Raw genomic sequence first — 17,610 nt, 5'->3', positions numbered from 1 at the left:
TAATCCTGAACTAAGAGCTTTTAATAGATTTAAAGATGATAAGACTCTATTCAATATGACTAGTAAGATAGCGGAAGGACGACTAAAAGAATCTTTAGATATTGTTACAGACAAAATGGATATGTCAAATTTTTCAAAAGAGGATTATGTAGATCACTGGACTATAAAATATCAAAATATTTTATCTGAGCGTTATGATGAATTGCGAACTAAAATACGTTATCCATAATTAATATAAGGAAGGTCCAGGGATTGGTTGCACTCGAACTATTACCATCAAAGCTTGGCTTTCTCAGGATTTTAAGTAACAGAATAGGGTCACCCTGTTTTGTTAAAATTAAAATAAGATTGATAGGGTGACTTCTATGAATAAATTAGACAACACACAAATTTTGAAATTAGGTAAAAAATATAAGAAATGGAATGAAGATGTAACGATAGATATTTTTCCATATTTAATAGAAAACAACCGGTATTATTTAGCCTATTATCATGGTAAGTTTTCAAAAGATGTAAAAGAAATAGCTATCGTTTCTCCTGATAACTTAAATAGTGAACAGGCTAATCGTGCTATCAAACCTCTAGTTTATTTTACGGTAACCTTTGGTAAACTTTGTGAAAATACAGGGGCTAGGGTGAAGCTCCAAATGGATATTTTTGAGGAGATTCTAGATTATTTAGGTAGTGTCCTAAAGTCGGGATTATTAGACCAAAAATTAGAAGAAGTATATAAACGCTCTTATCAAGTTATTCAGGAAATTCTGGATACACAGGAAGAAATGATAAAACTTGGGGAAAAGGTAAACAATATGTCACAGCGTATTCTAGATAGAGGATATTTTGTGGAACAAGAAATAGATGAAGCGTTGGCTCTTTTTCCGGCACCAGGTTGGCTTCAATATAAGCAATTTGAGAAAAGTTATATATACCGTCATGATTTTGATATTTTCTATGAAAACAGTAAAAAACCCAATCTTATAAGTTACCACAAATTTAAAGATGAAAAGACTCTTTATAACATGACCAGTGGGATTGCTGAAGGGCGATTAAGGGAATCGTTAAATATTGTCACAGACAATATGGATATGTCTAACTTTTCGGAAGAAGATTACTATAGTTATTGGATTACAAAGTTTAAAAGTAGTCTTGCAGATAGATATGAAGAACTTAGAAAAAAAGTGCGATATCCAAAAGTACTTTAGAAAGATTCATCAATTATCTTGTCTATATAATATCCATAATGGGTATATGTGCGATGATGACTTTTATGAATTATTCCCCTAATTGCATGTCGATCCTGACCTGAAGGAAGTAATAGATAGAGTTGATATATCTTATTTTAACAGGACTCTTTGTCATTGGAAGTCTGTTCCAGGCTGGCTATTTAGCGGGATTCTTATGATTGCTATCTTTTGGCTCAATATTCGTATCAATAAGCATATTGAAATTATACCCAGCTACATCATAAGAAAAAGGGCGAGAAATACCTCGCCCTTTTTTCTTAGCATTTCCTTACAGAATTTTTATTGTTTTCCAAGTATGTTTTAGTGTATAACTTATATAGATGATAAGGATAGGGCGTGAGTTATTGGAAAACAATAATATGATATTTGAACAGTGGAAGCGGAACAGTGTACTGTTTCTGGGCAGTCAATCGATTTCGCTTTTTGGTTCTTCCTTAGTCCAGTATGCCATTATGTGGTATGTGGTGCTAAATACACAGTCAGGAATCATGATGACGATTTACATCCTGTGCGGGTTTATACCAACATTTATCCTCTCACCGTTCGCAGGTGTTTGGGCGGATAGATACAATCGGAAAAAGCTAATCATTATAGCAGATGCATCCATCGCCTTTGTTACACTAATTTTAGCGATTGTATTTTTAATGGGCTATGAATCATTATGGCTAATGTTTCTTATTGCTTCTATACGTGCGTTAGGAACGGGGATTCAAACTCCTGCAGTTGGCGCGATCATTCCACAATTTGTTCCAGAAGACAAATTAACAAAGGTAAATGGTGCTAATGGAAGTATTCAGGCGCTTGTCATGCTTTTGGCTCCAATGGCAAGTGGTGCTCTTCTAGGGTTAGCTTCTATTGAAGTGATTTTCTTTATCGATGTGATTACTGCAGCAATCGCCATATTCATCTTTTTGGTGTTGTTAAAGATACCTTCCAATCAAAAGTCGACAGAAGAAGAAGGGGTTAGTTATTTTACGGATTTAAAGAAAGGTTTTCTCTATATAAAGGAACATGTCTTTTTGAAAAAGTTTTTCCTTTTCTTTGCCTTATTCTTTATTCTGGCTTCTGTTCCATCTTTTTTAACACCATTGCAGGTTACACGTACATTCGGTGAAGATGTGAAGCTCTTAACCGCTATTGAGGTTGCTTTCTCGATTGGCATGATGGCGGGAGGGGTCCTGATTGCGACCTGGGGAGGATATAAGAATAAGATTCATACGATGACATTAGCAAGCTTTCTATTTGGCATTCTCACATTTGGACTTGGGGTAGTACCTAATTTTATCGTTTACCTAGCAATTATGGTTTTAACTGGAATTACAATGCCGATATTTAGTACACCTTCTACCACACTTCTACAGGAAAAGGTTGAACCGGAGTATTTAGGGCGAGTATTCGGTGTCGTGGGGATGATTTCTACCTCGATGATGCCTTTAGGTATGTTGATTTTTGGTCCTCTTTCAGATGTAGTGGCAATTGAATGGTTGTTAGTTGGAACTGGGATAGCGATGTTTATCGCAAGCTTCTTCTTAATTGGGAGTAAAGTATTAGTCGAGGCAGGCAAACCCAAAATAATAGAGCAAGAAAAGGTACATTTGTAAAAGTGTACCTTTTTGATGTTTTTGAGAAATAAATTTATAGAAAATATCCAAGTAGCACGGGTTATGCTAGAACTCACGCGACACCAAGCTAGTGGCGCGAATAACCCCAACGCTCGCGCGACTTCCCCAAAGTCCCGCGCGAGTTCAGCCTGTCCTCGCGCGGTTATGAATTTCCGCGCGGGCAGCCAACAAAGTCGAGCGGCCCTGAATAAAAGAGCCGCGGGAACCTTTTGAAGTGGCGCGGGCTCTGCTAAAACTCACGCGACACCAAGCTAGTGGCGCGAATAACCCCAACGCCTGCGTGATTTCCCCTAAGTCCCGCGCGGGCAGCCAACAAAGTCGAGCGGCCCTTAATAAAAGAGCCGCGGGAACCTTTTGAAGTGGGGCGGTCTCTGCTAAAACTCACGCGACGCCAAGCTAGTGGCACGAATAACCCCAACGCCTGCGTGATTTCTCCAAAGTCCCGCGCGAGTTCAGCCTGTCCTTGCGCGGCTAGGTGAATATTTAATGACTTGACCTTGACGTTGCGTAAAGGTTTATGATTAGAATTGTCAGGAGGGTGAAGTAAATGGAATATACAGTAAATAAGTTGGCACGTATGTCAGGAGTAAGCGGCCGCACGCTCCGTTATTACGATCAAATCGGGCTATTAAAGCCGGCCAGAATTAATTCGTCTGGTTATCGGATATACGGTCAAAAAGAAGTAGATTTACTCCAGCAAATTTTATTCTATCGTGAATTGGACGTTAGTTTGGAGGATATTATGGAAATTATCCATCAACCGAACTTCGATTCAAGTCAAGCACTACAGCAACATTATGAAAAACTGAAAGAAAAAAGATCCCGCCTTGACAAGATTATGGCAACTGTAGAAAAGACAATTGCTAGTATTGAAGGAGGAATTATAATGCAGGATCAAGAAAAATTTGAAGGCTTCAAAGAACAGCTTATTGAAGATAATGAGCAAGAATTTGGAAAAGAAATACGCGAGAAATATGGGGAAAAGAAAGTAGAAGAAAGTAATGCAAAATTACGGGGAATGTCACAAGAGGACTATAATGCTTTGACAAAACTAGGGGAAGAGATCATGGAACTGCTAGTTAAAGCATATAAAACTGGTGACCCTCATTCCGCAGAAGCACAGGAACTAGCTGCAAAACATAAAGAATGGCTGATGTATTCCTGGTCAACTTATTCCAAAGAGGCACACGCAGGACTTGCCGAAATGTACGTTGCAGACGAACGCTTCACAGCCTTCTATGATAAAGCAATCAAAGGCGGAACTAAATTTTTACGAGACTCGATTATGATATATTTAGGGTTAGAATAATCTAGATTAAAGTTTACAATAAGAAAGTGGTTAATATACCATATCAGCTCCGGAAATATACAAAGACTCCTGCGGGAGGAAAGGCATCCGGTGAGACCATGCAAGTGCGTAGCACGAGGAGGCTCACCAGCCGCCAAACGGAAAGCGAAGTATATTTCCGGAGCTTGTTTCTCCACTAAAAACTAAAATGTTCATTTATAGAAAATGAAATAGTCGGCCCAGGTTTGATTCTTTTATCTAATCCAGATCCATCGTCCCCCTTACCCTAGATAAATACTCCGCATATTTAATAAATAAAAAACTTATGATAAAAAAGCAAACCCCCAAAACAAATTCCTCTCCTAATAATGCGAAGACATTCGAATAATTACCCTCATTCAAAATTTGCTTCGTTAACTCCACACCTCTTGTTAACGGTATAAAATCAGCAAAATGGACAAGCCATACCGGCATGATGGATTGGGGATAATTTGCACCACTTAATAGTAAAAGACTACTAGCTAATATATTGCCAATTAAATTCATTGATGGTGTCCATAGACAAAAACAGCCAATAATTAAACCGAGTCCACATGCCGAGAAGATAGATACCATCCAAACACCTACTAATAGAAGAATAGCATCCGGTGCAATGGAAATTTGAAAAATCATCATACCAAAAATAAACCCAATAATCGAAGTAAATAGTCCATTTAATACATGGGCAATAGATCTGGAAAGAAACAATCCAGCCTTATTAACAGGTGATGCCATCACATGTTGAAAGGTCCCCATATACCGGTCAGAAGTGATGATAGACATAATACCAAAAACGGAATTTAGTACGCATAAAATTAGTGCATTTGCCCCGATATACCCAACAAGCCCTTCACCTGAATAAACATAATTCACTAAAACGGAAAAGAACAACAGCTGACTTAATGGGCTAAGTACCATCACGAGTATATACACCTTTGGGTCTAACCATCCAAACAACGCGCGATACGATAACAGACTTTGTCTAAAAAAACGTTGTACAGCTTGCACCTAATACACCCCCAGTTTCCCATAAATTCTAGCTTTCTTCTCAACCGCCCGGTAACATATTATACCTAATACGATATAGACCAATGTAACTGCCAGCAATCCTAGCACTGAGCTATGTAGCGCTACATTATTACTATTTTCCGTAGAAACTTGTCTTAATAGCTCAATTGCCCAGGTTGGTGGAAGTAGATAGGAAATTGGCTGTACCCAGATAGGCAAAATAGCAACAGGAAACATAAATCCACAAACTAAGTATATTGGATATTCAATAAAATTCATTAATGCTTCTGCCTGCCTTGATAGTGTAAAGGCTAGGGAAAGGAAGAATGAAAATACCGTTAATGAAAAAAGTACAAATATGATTGCCAGTAAGAACGTAAAAGGGTTTGGTATCGTAATATCCACTCGGAAAATGAATACGAGATAGACAAACGAAAGCACCATGGATAGAAAGCCCCAAATGGTATTGCCGATTATTTTACCAATCAGTATGACGGCGAATGGAATGGGGGAAACAAAGATAATTTCCAATGTTCCATAGAATCGCTCGCGATTTATATCACTTGCTGATGAAAAGACGATAGATGACCAAAGCGCCATAAAACCAGAGCCTAAGATTACGTAATGAAAAATCCTTTCAGGTGATGCGGAACTATAGATGAAAATAGCAATCGTGGCTAAGAATAATGGAGAAGCCCAGATAATAAATTGAAACATTGGCCTCGCCATCGATATTCCCATATGTACACGTATAGTTTGAAATAGCGCCCTCATCATGACACTTTTCCTCCGATTAATTGGACATAAACATCCTCGAGACTTGGTTTAGTAATCGATAAATCCTGAATGATGGCACCTTTCATATTTTCATAAATGATTGGTACCGCACCTTGGGGATCTGTCGTATGCAATTTTACTTTCGTCAGGAATTCCTGCTGTTCGAATTGGACATGGTGAATATCTGGATGGTGTGTGAATTCTTGTATTTTGGTAGCTTCAATTCCTATTACCGAAAATTCCACTACAGAGACGTTGTTTGTTTTTTGCTTTATATTTTGCGGGCTATCAACTTCGATTAATTCACCCTTATCAATGAAAGCTATTCGGTCACAAAGCTCGTCTGCTTCAAACATATAATGTGTGGTTAGCAGTATCGTTGTACCGTTATCATTTAGTTGACGAATAATTTCACGTAACTTTCTGGCACTAACTGGGTCTAATCCAATGGAGGGTTCATCTAAGAACAAAATTTCCGGATTATTAACTAATCCTCTTGCGATTTGGAGACGTTGCTTCATTCCTTTGGAGAAAGTTTCTACTCGTTGATGTGCTACATCTTGTAATCCTACTAGCTCTAATAAGTCTTGTATTCTTCCATGCTGCTCGGATCTAGGAATTTTATACAAATCAGAGAAGTAAGCCAGGTTGTCGTAAGCAGATAGCCTCCAATATAAATTTCTTTCCCCACCTAAAATAAAGTTAATATGGGGTCTTAGTTTCTTCGCATCGGTCACGGGATTTAATCCAAGGACAGATACCTCTCCAGATGATGGTGTTAGCATCGTGGTTAATATCTTAATCATCGTGGTTTTTCCTGCTCCATTTGGTCCTAGTAAGCCAAAAATCTCTCCTTTATTGACAGAGAAAGAGAGTCCTTTGAGTGCGTCTACTTCTTTTTTCTTTTTCTTGATAATGCCTACTTCTGTTTTATACGTTCTCTTTACTTGAGAAACATTGATGATATTATTATTTATTGTACTCACCTCGTATATTAGATGATTATCTTATAAGATGATTGTATAATATCAATTGTGATTGTCAAGATGTTTTTTTCCTTCGAATAAATCATCATAAAAAAACCATCTTAGTACTAGGGAGGTGCTAAGATGGGAAAAGACCGTCAAGAGAAGAAACTGAAACAAAGTAGACGTGTAGAATCAGATCGAGATGTTGGACTGAAATATAAAAATTCAACTATCATGTCTAGTCCTGAGGAAGCGATGGAATTAAATGATGGGAAGAAATAATAAAAAGATAGCCCAACTGTGATTCTTCACGGTTGGGCTATCCTTCTTCATACATCTATTTTCCACTAGGTAATTCAAATGTCATTTTCTTTCTTTAAGTACATAACCATCTTCACCTAAGAATGGTCCAATCTCTAATGAAAATTCTTCATAGATATCGAAATATTTCTTTTCGAATAGGAATACCATGTAATGCTCTGCAGTTTCACCTGGATTAATTTCACGTTTATCGGTGTTTTCCACCATGCCTTGGTTTAAAATACGTGCTTCATTATCATTAGCAACTAGAATTCCACCTGTGCCATTATAAACCAATACATCGGATTGGTTATCTATATTTATTTTTAATGTCATTGCTACTAGTTCGTCATCACCAAAGTTACTGAAACGTTCTTTGCTTGTTTCATTAGGTGTAATCGTTGTATATTGAACACCTTCAATTGTTAACTTGAATTTATCTAATTCTTGGGATTCGTTCAGATCTAGATCTTCAAAAATCATTTCTTTAGTAGCAATATTTTCCGTTGTAAGCTGATCTTGATAGAATTTAGGTGCACTTGCTACTTTTTCACCTTGTTCGGCACTATACACAAAATCAAATACTGCATCATTTCCGAAGCTATCAGAGAAATCGTCATTAAATGATGCACCAGCTTCTATAACGAACTTCGGTTCAACTTGCTGCAGTCTTTCATATTCATCAGTAGTCATTGAAAACGTTACATATCCATTTCTTATTGAACCAGGCTCATACGTCCCGAAATCATCCGAATTCTCCCATTTAATCTTCTTATCTTCAGGGATATAGTAGTTCATATTGGACTGTACATAATTGTAACGGTCTTCTAACTGGATAAACATACCAGCATTGAACTTGACATCTTTATCTAATGTATTTTCAATCGTTACATCAGCGGTAACAACATAGCCTTCTAAACTGTCATCAAGAATATATTTTTCACTTTCATTAGCATCGGTAACTTTTACGATTTGATAACCATTCACCTTAACATGCAAGCCATCAATATCGTTTTCGTAGCCTGGATTATTGTTCGTGAATACATGCTCTACTGTTCCACCAGATTGCTCTTCGATAGCAGGATTGAAAATCTCTCCATCTGTCATCGTAGCACTACTAATTTCTTTATCTTCTTCCTTTTTTTCATCTTCTTTTTCTTCATTAGATTTTTCGTCTGTTTTTTCTTCTTCTTTTACTTCTTCTTCCTTCTTGCTTGCTTCTTCAGACCCACATGCTGTTAGGACTAAACCTAGAATAATAGCTAGGAGCAAGAAAAGTAGTCGTTTGTTGAATTTCAAAATAACACAACCTTTTGCTTAGTTTTTTTAAAAATCCTCGAATATTATGTCATATTGCAGGAATATTTACATCCGCACAAAGTAATAGGAAGAAATTAGTAAAAAAATATATTCGCAGGTAAAAAATACCTATTTATGGTTTTCTCATCAAATTCTAATCTACTTCTTATTTTCCGTTAAGAAACTTGAGGTAAAGTGATGATATTACAATAAAGAAGGTAATCCACGTATAGAAGGACAGCTGTGTCTTTGGAACTAATTTGGTTGAAAACAGAAACTCCTAGCTTTCTCCGTTATGAAGATTTAGACCTAGGAAGAAATAAAAAATTGACGTAAATTGACAGATAAGAAATACGTTAGTGGCATAATTTGGAGGGGATATCGATGATACCTAACATTATTTCAGAACTTCAAGCAATCCATATCGCTGAGAGTCTCGTCGAGGGGAGTGTAGTGGAGATGGTGTTTGATAAAGGGGATGGCCAGTATGTTTATGAAATAGAGCTAAAAACCGACAATGGTATAGTAGAAGTAGTAGTAGATGCAATTACTGGTGATGTCCTGCGTTATTATTAAGTAAATACAAATTGAAGGGTAGTCCATGGTCTATGGATTACCCTTCATTAAGATATATAAATTCTGTGAAACTAGCTAGAAATTCATCTGTATACACCTTATTGCAACTAAAATACTTGATATTACCAACCTTCTCTTCTTTAATAAAACCTGCTTTTTTAAGTATTTCTAGGTGATGTGAGACGGTAGCAGTGGTTATTCCAAGGAATTCTGCCAGTTTCGCTCCATATTCTTTTCTACCAGAAAGCAAATGAAGAATCATAAGACGGTTTCTATCCGCTAGCGCCTTGAATTTTACTTCCAACTCAACACTAGTATCTCTAGTGTCAGACAACGTTTCCCCACAGCCATAGATGACAAAGCACACATCAGAATTGAACAGTCTTATTCTGTGGGGTGTGAAAAAGTAGGACGGGATAAAGTAATACATTTTATATAGACTTGTTCTTCGAAACGTTTTTCCCATTACATATTGCGCTTTATTTAAAGGCTCCATCTTAAGTGATTTTATTTCTTGAATAGATGTTTCAAACATTGCTAAGTTTTGATCCATGCTTTCATGGAGTATTTTTGCTTGAGATACTTCTATTAGAATTTTAGCTATCTTTTTTCGAATGACTTTAATATTAGTGAATAGCCATACGATAAATTCTTTCTTTTCTTTTGTTTCCCATAAAATATGCGTATCAAATGTATCAATAGAAGCTGGACTATCAACCATCGCTTCGATTTGATTGCTTGGAACATCTTCCCAGAGGAAATGATACAGATATTCTGTATGAGAGAGACTTGAAATAACATCCAAAAATTGATTGATATGATGAAAGTAAGGGAACGGTAATAGAAAATTTAAAATTTCCATAAAGTCCCAGTCTGTTTTTTCTTGCCATTCTTGAATGAATTGTTTTGCTTCTTTCGATAGTTCTAGTGAAAGTTTATCGTGTGTCGATTCAGCATATTCATGTTTCGTGGGATTAACATAGGAAGAGAGTAGGGCTATAGCTTCTACAACGGTTGAATGAAAATAATCTACTACTATTTCAGATGAAATTTGATTTTCTTCTCTTTCTGAAGCCATACGTTGCCTCCTAATATAAATTTCATTCTTATCATATAAGATAGTTGTCTAATTTACAAATAGAATCTTTTCCTTCCATGCAGATAAAGTTACTAATTAAAAAATGGACTAAAGTCCCGAATCTGGCCAGGGACTTATTACCCTTGTTTGGATTAGTTCAAAGGATATACTAATCTGGAAAGGGTGTGAATTCATGAATAATTATATTGTTTATACGAAAAAGGAAAGTTGATTTTTTATGGAATAGTAAGTCTGATTTTTACTTTGCTTGGGGTACTGCTACTTGTTGTGGGGGTTACGGAGAATGGGAGTGATGCAGCAAAATTTATCATAATTGGTGCACTTGATTTTGTTGTTTTTGCTCTGTGTACCATTTATTGGGTGAGAAGCATGATTAAACGTAAACCTGCACTAATCATTACGACTGAAGGAATAATTGACCAATCTACCTATTTAGCAGCGGGACTTATTAAATGGGAAGAAATAGCTGATATTGACCTTGTCCAATTTAGCAATCAAACCTTTTTAGGTATTTATACGCTCGACCCTGATTTGATTATTAATCGCTCAAATTCTTTAAAAAGTATGATGAACCGCATGAATAAAGGATTATTAGCTACGCAGGTTAATATTCCGATAAAAATATTAGATTGTTCGGTTGAAGAACTGATTGAAATGGTTAGTAAGAGGTGGAAAGAAGCAAATTTACCTGAAGTTCAGTAGGATAAACCGGTGATGATAACCGGTCTATCCAAATACTTCACCACCGTTAACATGCAAGACTTGCCCTGTGACAAATCTGGAATCATTAGATGCTAAATAAACAAAGCTTGGTGCAAGTTCAAACGGTTGGCCTTGTCTGTCCATCAGATTATCAACTTGTGTGACTTGATCAGCAGAAAAACTTGCTGGAATTAATGGCGTCCAAATTCTCCCCGGGGCAATTGCATTCACTCGAATTCCTTTATCCGCTAGGTTTCTTGCAAGTGCACGTGTGAATCCTACATTGGCTGCCTTTGTAGCAGTATAATCAATTAATTGATCATTTCCCTGATAGGCAACAACAGAAGCGGTGTTAATGATTGATGCTCCTGCTTTTAAATGCTTTATCGCTTCACGTGTTGTGTAAAAATGTGAGTAAATATTCACTTTGAAGGTATCGTCAAATTGTTCATCTGTAATATCAAGAATACTTGTTTGTTGAAATTGTATCCCTACATGGTTACATAAAATATGAAGTTCACCAAAAGCTTCAATAGTTCGCTTTACGATATCAGCACAATGCTTTTTGTCCCTCAAATCTCCTGGTAACAATATACATCTCTGACCTATTTCTTCAATTCTTCTCTTTGTTCGGTTTGCGTCTTCATGTTCATCCAAGTATGCAATTGCTACATTTGCGCCTTCCTTTGCAAAAGCAATAGCAGCTGCTGCTCCAATCCCGCTATCACCACCGGTAATTAGGGCAACTTTACCTGTTAATTTTTTACTTCCTATATAATTTGGGTTCTCGATAATTGGTTGGGGAACCATTAAACCCTCCACACCCGGCTGGCGATATTGCTGTTGCTCTGGGACTGTGATGGGAACTTCTTGGTATTGTGTAATCTTCCCGTAATTAGGAAGGAGTGGATAGTCCTGATTGTTCACATTTTCGTTTGACATAATAGTAGTCCTCCTTATAGCTAGTTCTTAGTTACATTATTCGGAATGGGCGTTTATGGTGTCTGATTAACGTTATATGTACAGCCACAATGTTTGAAAGACAGAATACACTATAGTGGAGAAGAGAATGGAGGTTAGCACATGGATTATTATTACAATCCAGAGGTTAAACGACTATTAAAGAATCATTCGGATAAACGTGTTACGGTCTCCTATTTAGACCGAAATTTTATACTTCCCAAAATTGGTCCAAGGCCACCATATTATACTAATCCAAGATATGAGCCATATATGCCAATTCTTTGATGGGTAAAATTGAAAAGAAGAAACGTTACTATCGTTTCTTCTTTTCAACTAAGGATTTTTAATTTATACTATTCTGTTTTATCTTCGTTTCAAACCCCATTTTTTGTATTTTTTCTTGAATTTCTGTGAATGTAATAAGTTGACTCGAAAAAGAAACAAAACCATTACCACTAGAATCCACACTAATATCCTTAACACCGTTAAATTTAGATATTGCCCTTTCTATTTTTCCAGGACAGTTCGGACAATGTAAACCTGTAATTTCTAAGTATATCTTTTCCACCATGTTGTTCTTCACCACCTCTAAGAATGAAAAAAGTTAATTACTAAATTTTACTAGTCCATTTAGCAATATATGTGTAAAAAAATTGAATCATAACTGGAATGTAACTATCGATACTTTCCATCTGCGAGTTAGAAAGGTATAGTGATAGTAAAGAAAATGATGTTAGGTGTGGTGTAGATGGTGACGGAAAAATTATTTTATCAGGATCAATATTTAGGGAGATTTACAGCGAATGTGATGAAGGCAGATTATGATGGTAGCAAGCAATTTTATGTCGTATTAGACCAGACAGCATTTTACCCGACTGGAGGGGGACAACCTCATGATACCGGTACTCTAAATGATATAGAAGTTTACAATGTGGAAGAGATTGATGGCGAATTACGTCATTTCTTGAGAGAACCAATCCCGAGTGGAAGTGAATGTGTAGGGGAAATAAACTGGGAGAGACGAATGGACCATATGCAGCAGCATGCCGGGCAACATATATTAACTGCGGCATTTGAGGAAGAGTTGGGATATAAGACATTGAGTTTTCATTTAGGGGAAGAATTATGTTCGATTGATCTAGCTACAGAATTTTTAACAAACGATGATGCGATTGAAGTGGAAAAGATAGCTAATCTTATGATTATAGAGAATCATCCAATTGAGACGAGATGGGTAACTTCTGAAGAAATTGGCCATTACAAGCTAAGAAAAGAGCTTTCCGTGACAGATAATATTCGTCTTGTTATTATACCGGATTTCGATTATAACGGCTGTGGTGGTACACATCCGTCTTCTACCGGTCAGGTAGGATCCATTCAAGTCTTGCACTGGGAAAAACAAAAAAAGCATATTCGATTATATTTTGTTTGTGGAAGAAGAGTACGTAAACAACTTCATGTAAAGCATCAAATAATTCGAAGCTTAACAAGTAAGCTAAGTGCACCCCAAGAAGAATTAGTACCAGCAGTAAACAGATTGTTAGAGGAAATGAATGAAATGGAAAGAGCGAATACAGAGTTGAGAACGAAGCTTTTAGAATATGAAATAAATGAATTAATGGAGAATTTAGAGGAAATTAGAGGTTATTCCATCCTAAAAAATACATATCATAATCGTTCAATGACAGAGCTTCAACAATTAGCGAAAAATATAATAGCACAATCTGTTGGAACAATCGTTCTTTTTATCAATGAGACGGCTGATAAATTACAAGTTGTTTGTGCAAGAGGGAATGAACTACCAATAAGTATGAATCAACTGTTAAAGCAAGCCTTACCAATAGTGAATGGAAAGGGTGGAGGCAATGATTTAATCGCTCAAGGTGGGGGAGAGAAATTGATGCCTTCAGTAGATTTCATGAATCATATACATGAAGTAGTAGTCGAAAGCCTTATGAATGATATCGAAAATAGTTAATAGAGTACTTTATGGTGAATATTTTTAGATAGATAAACCGTATGTATGGATGGGGAGGGATATACATGGATAATAACATAGCACAAATCATTGTGATGGTTATTTTTATGATACCTCTTTATGGGATTTTAATTTGGACATATTTGGAACCGGATGAAAGCTTATTGCTAGGGAAAAGGTGGATGTATAAAGAAGACCCTGAGCCATCACACCAGGCAATAGCCTATACTAGATTTATATCCATGACTACTATGGTTGGTCTGCCGATTGTTTTCATCAGTTTACTGTTGGATGTGGGGATATTAAAGCTAATTCCTGTTGTATTTTTCGCCATATTAATCATTGGAGGAATGAAGATACTTAGTAGTGACGATAATGATGAGTAAATAGAAATAAGAATAGATCAGAAGACCGACAAAGTTAGTTGGTCTTTTTTCTATTCAACAAAATACCTCTACGGGTCGTAATTATCGAAGGGCATGTTTTACCAGTTTTTCGAATAACATGTACTAATTACCGAAAGGACAGTGGGGAGAGGTTATTGTGGTACAGGTTATGTTGGAATTGTTTATGAGTACAGAGAAAGCTGAATCAATCTTATCAAGCCCATTAATCGAACTAATTTTTATGGTCTTAATGATCGGCTTTTTCGTTGCTCTAACAGCGCATCTAGTGTTATTCAGTAGGTTGAAGAAGCTGAGTAATTATATAAGTGAGACAAATCGCTTGGATATTGAACCATTACAATCTATTCAGAAACAATATGAAAGTAAAAAAGAATCCGTATCAGTGGAAACCTTTGTCCAGGAACGTTTTTCAAACTGGCGAGTTTTGAGAATACCAGTCATTAATCTGATTCGAATCATTCAAATGACAGTATCTGTATTTATTTTAGTCGGAGTTCTAGGGACGTTTATTGGACTTACCATTTCATTAGGGAATATCGAATCAACTGGCGAACAATTAGTTGAAAACATTGCTGCAGTCCTTACTGGAATTGATGTTGCGTTCTATACAAGTATCGCTGGAATGGGATTTTCACTTATTATGACAATTATACTTAAGGTCTTGAATACGGAACACACTTTAACGGATATTATGTTAAAGGTCGAATCCAATCTAATGGGTGACGAGGAAAGTAATATTAGTCGACTCATCAACGTATCTGAAAATATTAATCAGTCGATTATCAATTTCCATGAATCAAACCAGCAATCTTTTAGTAATTTGGAACAGGCTTTTACTGGATTTCAAGAATATAAAGTGGGCCTACAACAATCTGCGAAGGATCTTGCTGACTTTAATATAGGACTTGCACAGAACTTAAAAGATTATAAGCAAATATTTGATCAGATGAAAAATGTATCAGACGGATTTTTACAAGGTACAGATAGATTAAATAATAATTTTGATTCCCTATTTCATTATTTTAATCAAATAGAAGAAAAAAATGAACGTATCGTTAGTACCGTTGAAGCAGTCCATAAAGGGATTTCTGAAGTTTCGGATATCCAGAAAGGTACAGTTGAAAGGGTAGGTTCTGTAGTTTCGGATTTGAAGAAGTTTACTTCTTCACTTTTAGAAAGGCAACAGAGCTTACAGGATACTTATAGCAAAATAATGCATCAGAGCAGTGAGATTGTAAAGAAATTGGAAAGTCATAATCATGAATTGAAACAGATATTCGGTACAGATTTGTCTACAAAGATGGGCGGGATTACAACGTATTTAGCAGAATTATCACGAGACTTTGACAGGATGGGAGAGTCTATTTCCGATTTACCGGAGGCATTAAGCATTATCAACCAGACACAAAATGAATATAAGCATCTATTGTCAGATAGATTTGAGGAACTAAAGCATTTTAATCGTACTTTCCAAAACCATTTAAAGGAACATACGACAGATTCGATGGCTTTTGAACGGAACCTGCGTGAAGTAACCAAAACGTTTGAGCAGGTCGGAATGAAAAATAGTCAGTTGATGCAAGAAATAGATAAGAAAATATCACAAATGAATCAGTCCTTCCTGTCCCGTGAAAATCAGATGGAAACTGGAGTATCTATACTGAAGGATACGCTTACGAATTATGTTTCTAATTTTGAGGGAGCATTTTCTAATCGGTTAGATCAGGTAGTGCGTACGATTTCTAATTCGATGGACCAGGTTAATGAAAATATGAAACGTGAATTTATGGAAATAAGAAGAAGTTCCGAACAACTTCAACAAAGCAATGCTCAATATATGCAACGAATGTTGGAGGAATTAGGAAGAGAGATGCAGGCATTAATCAGGCAAATGAGTGTCGTTAGTCAGCAAGGCCCTAATGGACAGCCGGGAATAGGGATGAATCGTAATGGATACTAAATATAAACGCCTGTTTAAACGAGACCATGAAGAGGCACACTTTTGGCCATCTTTTACGGATTTGTTAACAACCATACTCTTATGTTTTATCTTGATATTTATTGTCATGATGGTTATTAAATCTTTTCAAATTGATGAGATGAAACGAACAGTGGATCAAATATTGGGTGTTCGAGTAAATCTAGTCAATGCATTAAAGGAAGAGTTTAGCGGGACCGGTATGATGGTAGATGAAAAGACAGGTGCGATTCTATTTGATACCGACATTTTATTTGAATTTGACCAAGCCCAGCTAAAACCTGAATCTTATCAATTCCTAGATGAATTTGTACCAAAGTATTTAGATGTATTACTCGGTAGTGGCTATGAGGAATACATTGCGGAAATTATTATAGAAGGTCATACCGATAGAAGTGGTGGGTATCTTTATAACTTGGAACTTGCTCAAGACAGGGCATTAAGTGTTGCTTCTTATATTCTTAGTAATGACTTTCCATATAAAAATATTCAAGAACACTTACAAGAAAAACTAACCGTAAATAGTAAATCATATACAGACTTTCGAACAGATGAATCTGGGGAATATAGTGCGGAAGAATCTAGAAGGGTTGAATTTAAGTTTCGTTTAAAGGATGAGGAAATACTCAATCGTACTAGCGAGTTATTAGGGAACTAAAAGAGACTGTTTTTTTGTGTGAGAAACAAGCATATTTCAATATTCCCTCTCCATACTAACAGTAAAGGAGGGAACAAAATGGCAAAGAAAACAAAGAAAAATCGACCTGATCAGAAGAATAAACAAGGATTTGATTCTAGTAAACAGGATACAGAATTCTCGAAAGAGTTTGGGAGTGCAAAAGCAAATCAAGCTCATAAGGAAAAGGCAAAGAAAGCTAGAGCGAATAAAAATACTAAATCTTAATATTTAAAGGAGTTAAAGTATATGACACGGTCAAATCGAGAAAAAGAGAGGCAATGGCGTGCTAGAAAAAACGCACAAAAACCACATGGAAAGGTAAAGTCGCTCGATCAATTAGCTGATGAAGCAGGTAAAAACGAAGAAAAATAACAGACTGTAAATAGGAGAACCATTATGTTGAATTTGTCCCATGAAGAGGTCATCAAAGAACTGAAGGAAATATTAAAGGAAGATATAACTAACCGATTTGAAGAGGAACTAAGTAATGCAGGGGAACACGGTGAACCAAGTTTTATGGTAGAAAATAGAGAAGGAAAAGCAGTCGAAGTGTTTGTAGAATGGGATAAAGAGGCTGACCAATTATTCTATTCGATAGAAGAAGTGTGAGAGGCACGATTGATATAGTATAAAGGCAACAAATAACCCGAACTAATCATCCATTTTTGTTAGTTCGGGCTATT

Annotated in this window: 22 protein-coding genes; 15 read left to right on the top strand and 7 right to left on the bottom strand. The window is 36.3% G+C overall.

Features of this window, described 5'->3' with window-relative positions; translation table 11 throughout:
* The 4 genes from G5W_RS23860 to G5W_RS0117945 form a co-directional block, all read left to right on the top strand.
* On the top strand, positions 1-229 hold a 229-nt coding region (locus G5W_RS23860; protein ID WP_010098807.1), incomplete at its 5' end, for a hypothetical protein.
* A 136-nt stretch (positions 230-365) separates the two neighbouring features.
* Positions 366-1,202 carry a hypothetical protein gene (locus tag G5W_RS0117955; RefSeq protein ID WP_010098806.1) on the top strand — a complete coding sequence of 279 codons (837 nt, stop codon included), beginning with the start codon at positions 366-368 and terminating at the stop codon, positions 1,200-1,202.
* Positions 1,203-1,603: 401 nt separating this feature from the next.
* Positions 1,604-2,845 carry an MFS transporter gene (locus G5W_RS0117950; RefSeq protein WP_033445763.1) on the top strand — a complete coding sequence of 414 codons (1,242 nt, stop codon included), beginning with the start codon at positions 1,604-1,606 and terminating at the stop codon, positions 2,843-2,845.
* A gap of 568 nt (positions 2,846-3,413) precedes the next feature.
* The gene (locus G5W_RS0117945; RefSeq protein WP_010098803.1) at positions 3,414-4,175 is read left to right on the top strand and encodes a MerR family transcriptional regulator; all 762 of its coding nucleotides are present in this window, start codon (positions 3,414-3,416) and stop codon (positions 4,173-4,175) included.
* Between the two features lie 237 nt (positions 4,176-4,412).
* Here the strand turns inward: G5W_RS0117945 and G5W_RS0117940 are convergent, their stop codons facing one another.
* Genes G5W_RS0117940 through G5W_RS0117930 form a run of 3 tightly spaced genes read right to left on the bottom strand, consistent with a single transcriptional unit; the run spans position 4,413 to position 6,964 of the window.
* Entirely contained in the window at positions 4,413-5,201 is a 789-nt protein-coding gene (locus G5W_RS0117940; RefSeq protein WP_010098801.1) for an ABC transporter permease, read from the bottom strand.
* Complete coding sequence (locus G5W_RS0117935; protein WP_010098799.1) at positions 5,202-5,978, bottom strand: ABC transporter permease; 777 nt, start codon at positions 5,976-5,978, stop codon at positions 5,202-5,204.
* Complete coding sequence (locus G5W_RS0117930) at positions 5,975-6,964, bottom strand: ABC transporter ATP-binding protein (RefSeq protein WP_010098797.1); 990 nt, start codon at positions 6,962-6,964, stop codon at positions 5,975-5,977. Before G5W_RS0117930 ends, G5W_RS0117935 begins: the two co-directional genes overlap by 4 nt.
* 123 nt (positions 6,965-7,087) lie before the next feature.
* Here G5W_RS0117930 and G5W_RS23450 point away from each other — a divergent pair, with 123 nt between their 5' ends.
* Positions 7,088-7,228, top strand: a complete 141-nt coding sequence (locus tag G5W_RS23450; RefSeq protein ID WP_010098795.1) for a YpzI family protein — start codon at positions 7,088-7,090, stop codon at positions 7,226-7,228.
* Between the two features lie 81 nt (positions 7,229-7,309).
* Here the strand turns inward: G5W_RS23450 and G5W_RS0117920 are convergent, their stop codons facing one another.
* Positions 7,310-8,545, bottom strand: a complete 1,236-nt coding sequence (locus G5W_RS0117920; RefSeq protein ID WP_010098794.1) for a DUF5068 domain-containing protein — start codon at positions 8,543-8,545, stop codon at positions 7,310-7,312.
* 384 nt (positions 8,546-8,929) lie between these two features.
* Here G5W_RS0117920 and G5W_RS0117915 point away from each other — a divergent pair, with 384 nt between their 5' ends.
* Complete coding sequence (locus tag G5W_RS0117915; protein ID WP_010098793.1) at positions 8,930-9,121, top strand: PepSY domain-containing protein; 192 nt, start codon at positions 8,930-8,932, stop codon at positions 9,119-9,121.
* Between the two features lie 37 nt (positions 9,122-9,158).
* Here G5W_RS0117915 and G5W_RS23015 read toward each other — a convergent pair whose 3' ends face one another.
* Positions 9,159-10,199, bottom strand: a complete 1,041-nt coding sequence (locus G5W_RS23015) for an ArsR/SmtB family transcription factor (RefSeq protein ID WP_010098791.1) — start codon at positions 10,197-10,199, stop codon at positions 9,159-9,161.
* 228 nt (positions 10,200-10,427) lie between these two features.
* Between G5W_RS23015 and G5W_RS21580 the strand changes: the two genes are divergently transcribed.
* Positions 10,428-10,922 carry an STM3941 family protein gene (locus G5W_RS21580; protein WP_337445690.1) on the top strand — a complete coding sequence of 165 codons (495 nt, stop codon included), beginning with the start codon at positions 10,428-10,430 and terminating at the stop codon, positions 10,920-10,922.
* Between the two features lie 24 nt (positions 10,923-10,946).
* On the opposite strand, the gene G5W_RS0117900 is transcribed toward G5W_RS21580, so the two are convergent.
* Complete coding sequence (locus G5W_RS0117900; RefSeq protein ID WP_010098787.1) at positions 10,947-11,864, bottom strand: SDR family oxidoreductase; 918 nt, start codon at positions 11,862-11,864, stop codon at positions 10,947-10,949.
* A gap of 141 nt (positions 11,865-12,005) precedes the next feature.
* Here G5W_RS0117900 and G5W_RS24005 point away from each other — a divergent pair, with 141 nt between their 5' ends.
* Positions 12,006-12,170, top strand: a complete 165-nt coding sequence (locus G5W_RS24005) for a hypothetical protein (RefSeq protein ID WP_010098786.1) — start codon at positions 12,006-12,008, stop codon at positions 12,168-12,170.
* Positions 12,171-12,228: 58 nt separating this feature from the next.
* On the opposite strand, the gene G5W_RS0117890 is transcribed toward G5W_RS24005, so the two are convergent.
* Positions 12,229-12,456, bottom strand: a complete 228-nt coding sequence (locus tag G5W_RS0117890) for a heavy-metal-associated domain-containing protein (RefSeq protein ID WP_010098785.1) — start codon at positions 12,454-12,456, stop codon at positions 12,229-12,231.
* 177 nt (positions 12,457-12,633) lie between these two features.
* On the opposite strand from G5W_RS0117890, the gene G5W_RS0117885 reads away from it, so the two are divergent.
* The 7 genes from G5W_RS0117885 to G5W_RS0117855 all read left to right on the top strand — a co-directional run bounded on the left by G5W_RS0117885 (position 12,634) and on the right by G5W_RS0117855 (position 17,536).
* Positions 12,634-13,863: an alanyl-tRNA editing protein gene (locus tag G5W_RS0117885; protein ID WP_010098784.1), complete on the top strand. Its 1,230-nt coding sequence runs from the start codon at positions 12,634-12,636 to the stop codon at positions 13,861-13,863.
* Between the two features lie 65 nt (positions 13,864-13,928).
* A complete protein-coding gene (locus G5W_RS21575) occupies positions 13,929-14,249 on the top strand; it encodes a DUF6199 family natural product biosynthesis protein (RefSeq protein ID WP_010098783.1) in 321 nt (106 codons plus the stop codon).
* Positions 14,250-14,406: 157 nt separating this feature from the next.
* Positions 14,407-16,230 (top strand): MotA/TolQ/ExbB proton channel family protein, encoded by a 1,824-nt coding sequence (locus G5W_RS0117875; protein WP_010098782.1) that lies wholly within the window; start codon positions 14,407-14,409, stop codon positions 16,228-16,230.
* Positions 16,220-16,906: an OmpA family protein gene (locus tag G5W_RS0117870; protein ID WP_010098779.1), complete on the top strand. Its 687-nt coding sequence runs from the start codon at positions 16,220-16,222 to the stop codon at positions 16,904-16,906. The genes G5W_RS0117875 and G5W_RS0117870 overlap by 11 nt, the downstream gene beginning before the upstream one ends.
* Positions 16,907-16,984: 78 nt before the next feature.
* On the top strand, positions 16,985-17,152 hold the full coding sequence (locus G5W_RS24000) for a hypothetical protein (RefSeq protein WP_010098777.1): 168 nt from the start codon (positions 16,985-16,987) through the stop codon (positions 17,150-17,152).
* Between the two features lie 21 nt (positions 17,153-17,173).
* Entirely contained in the window at positions 17,174-17,299 is a 126-nt protein-coding gene (locus G5W_RS24415) for a DUF6254 family protein (protein ID WP_010098776.1), read from the top strand.
* 24 nt (positions 17,300-17,323) lie between these two features.
* The gene (locus tag G5W_RS0117855; protein ID WP_010098775.1) at positions 17,324-17,536 is read left to right on the top strand and encodes a hypothetical protein; all 213 of its coding nucleotides are present in this window, start codon (positions 17,324-17,326) and stop codon (positions 17,534-17,536) included.
* Positions 17,537-17,610: the final 74 nt, after the last annotated feature.

The organism is Ornithinibacillus scapharcae TW25 (assembly GCF_000190475.1).
GTDB lineage: Bacteria > Bacillota > Bacilli > Bacillales > Amphibacillaceae > Ornithinibacillus > Ornithinibacillus scapharcae.
The sequence above is the reverse complement of the archived record's forward strand: the minus strand, read 5'-3'. Positions and strand labels throughout refer to the sequence as shown.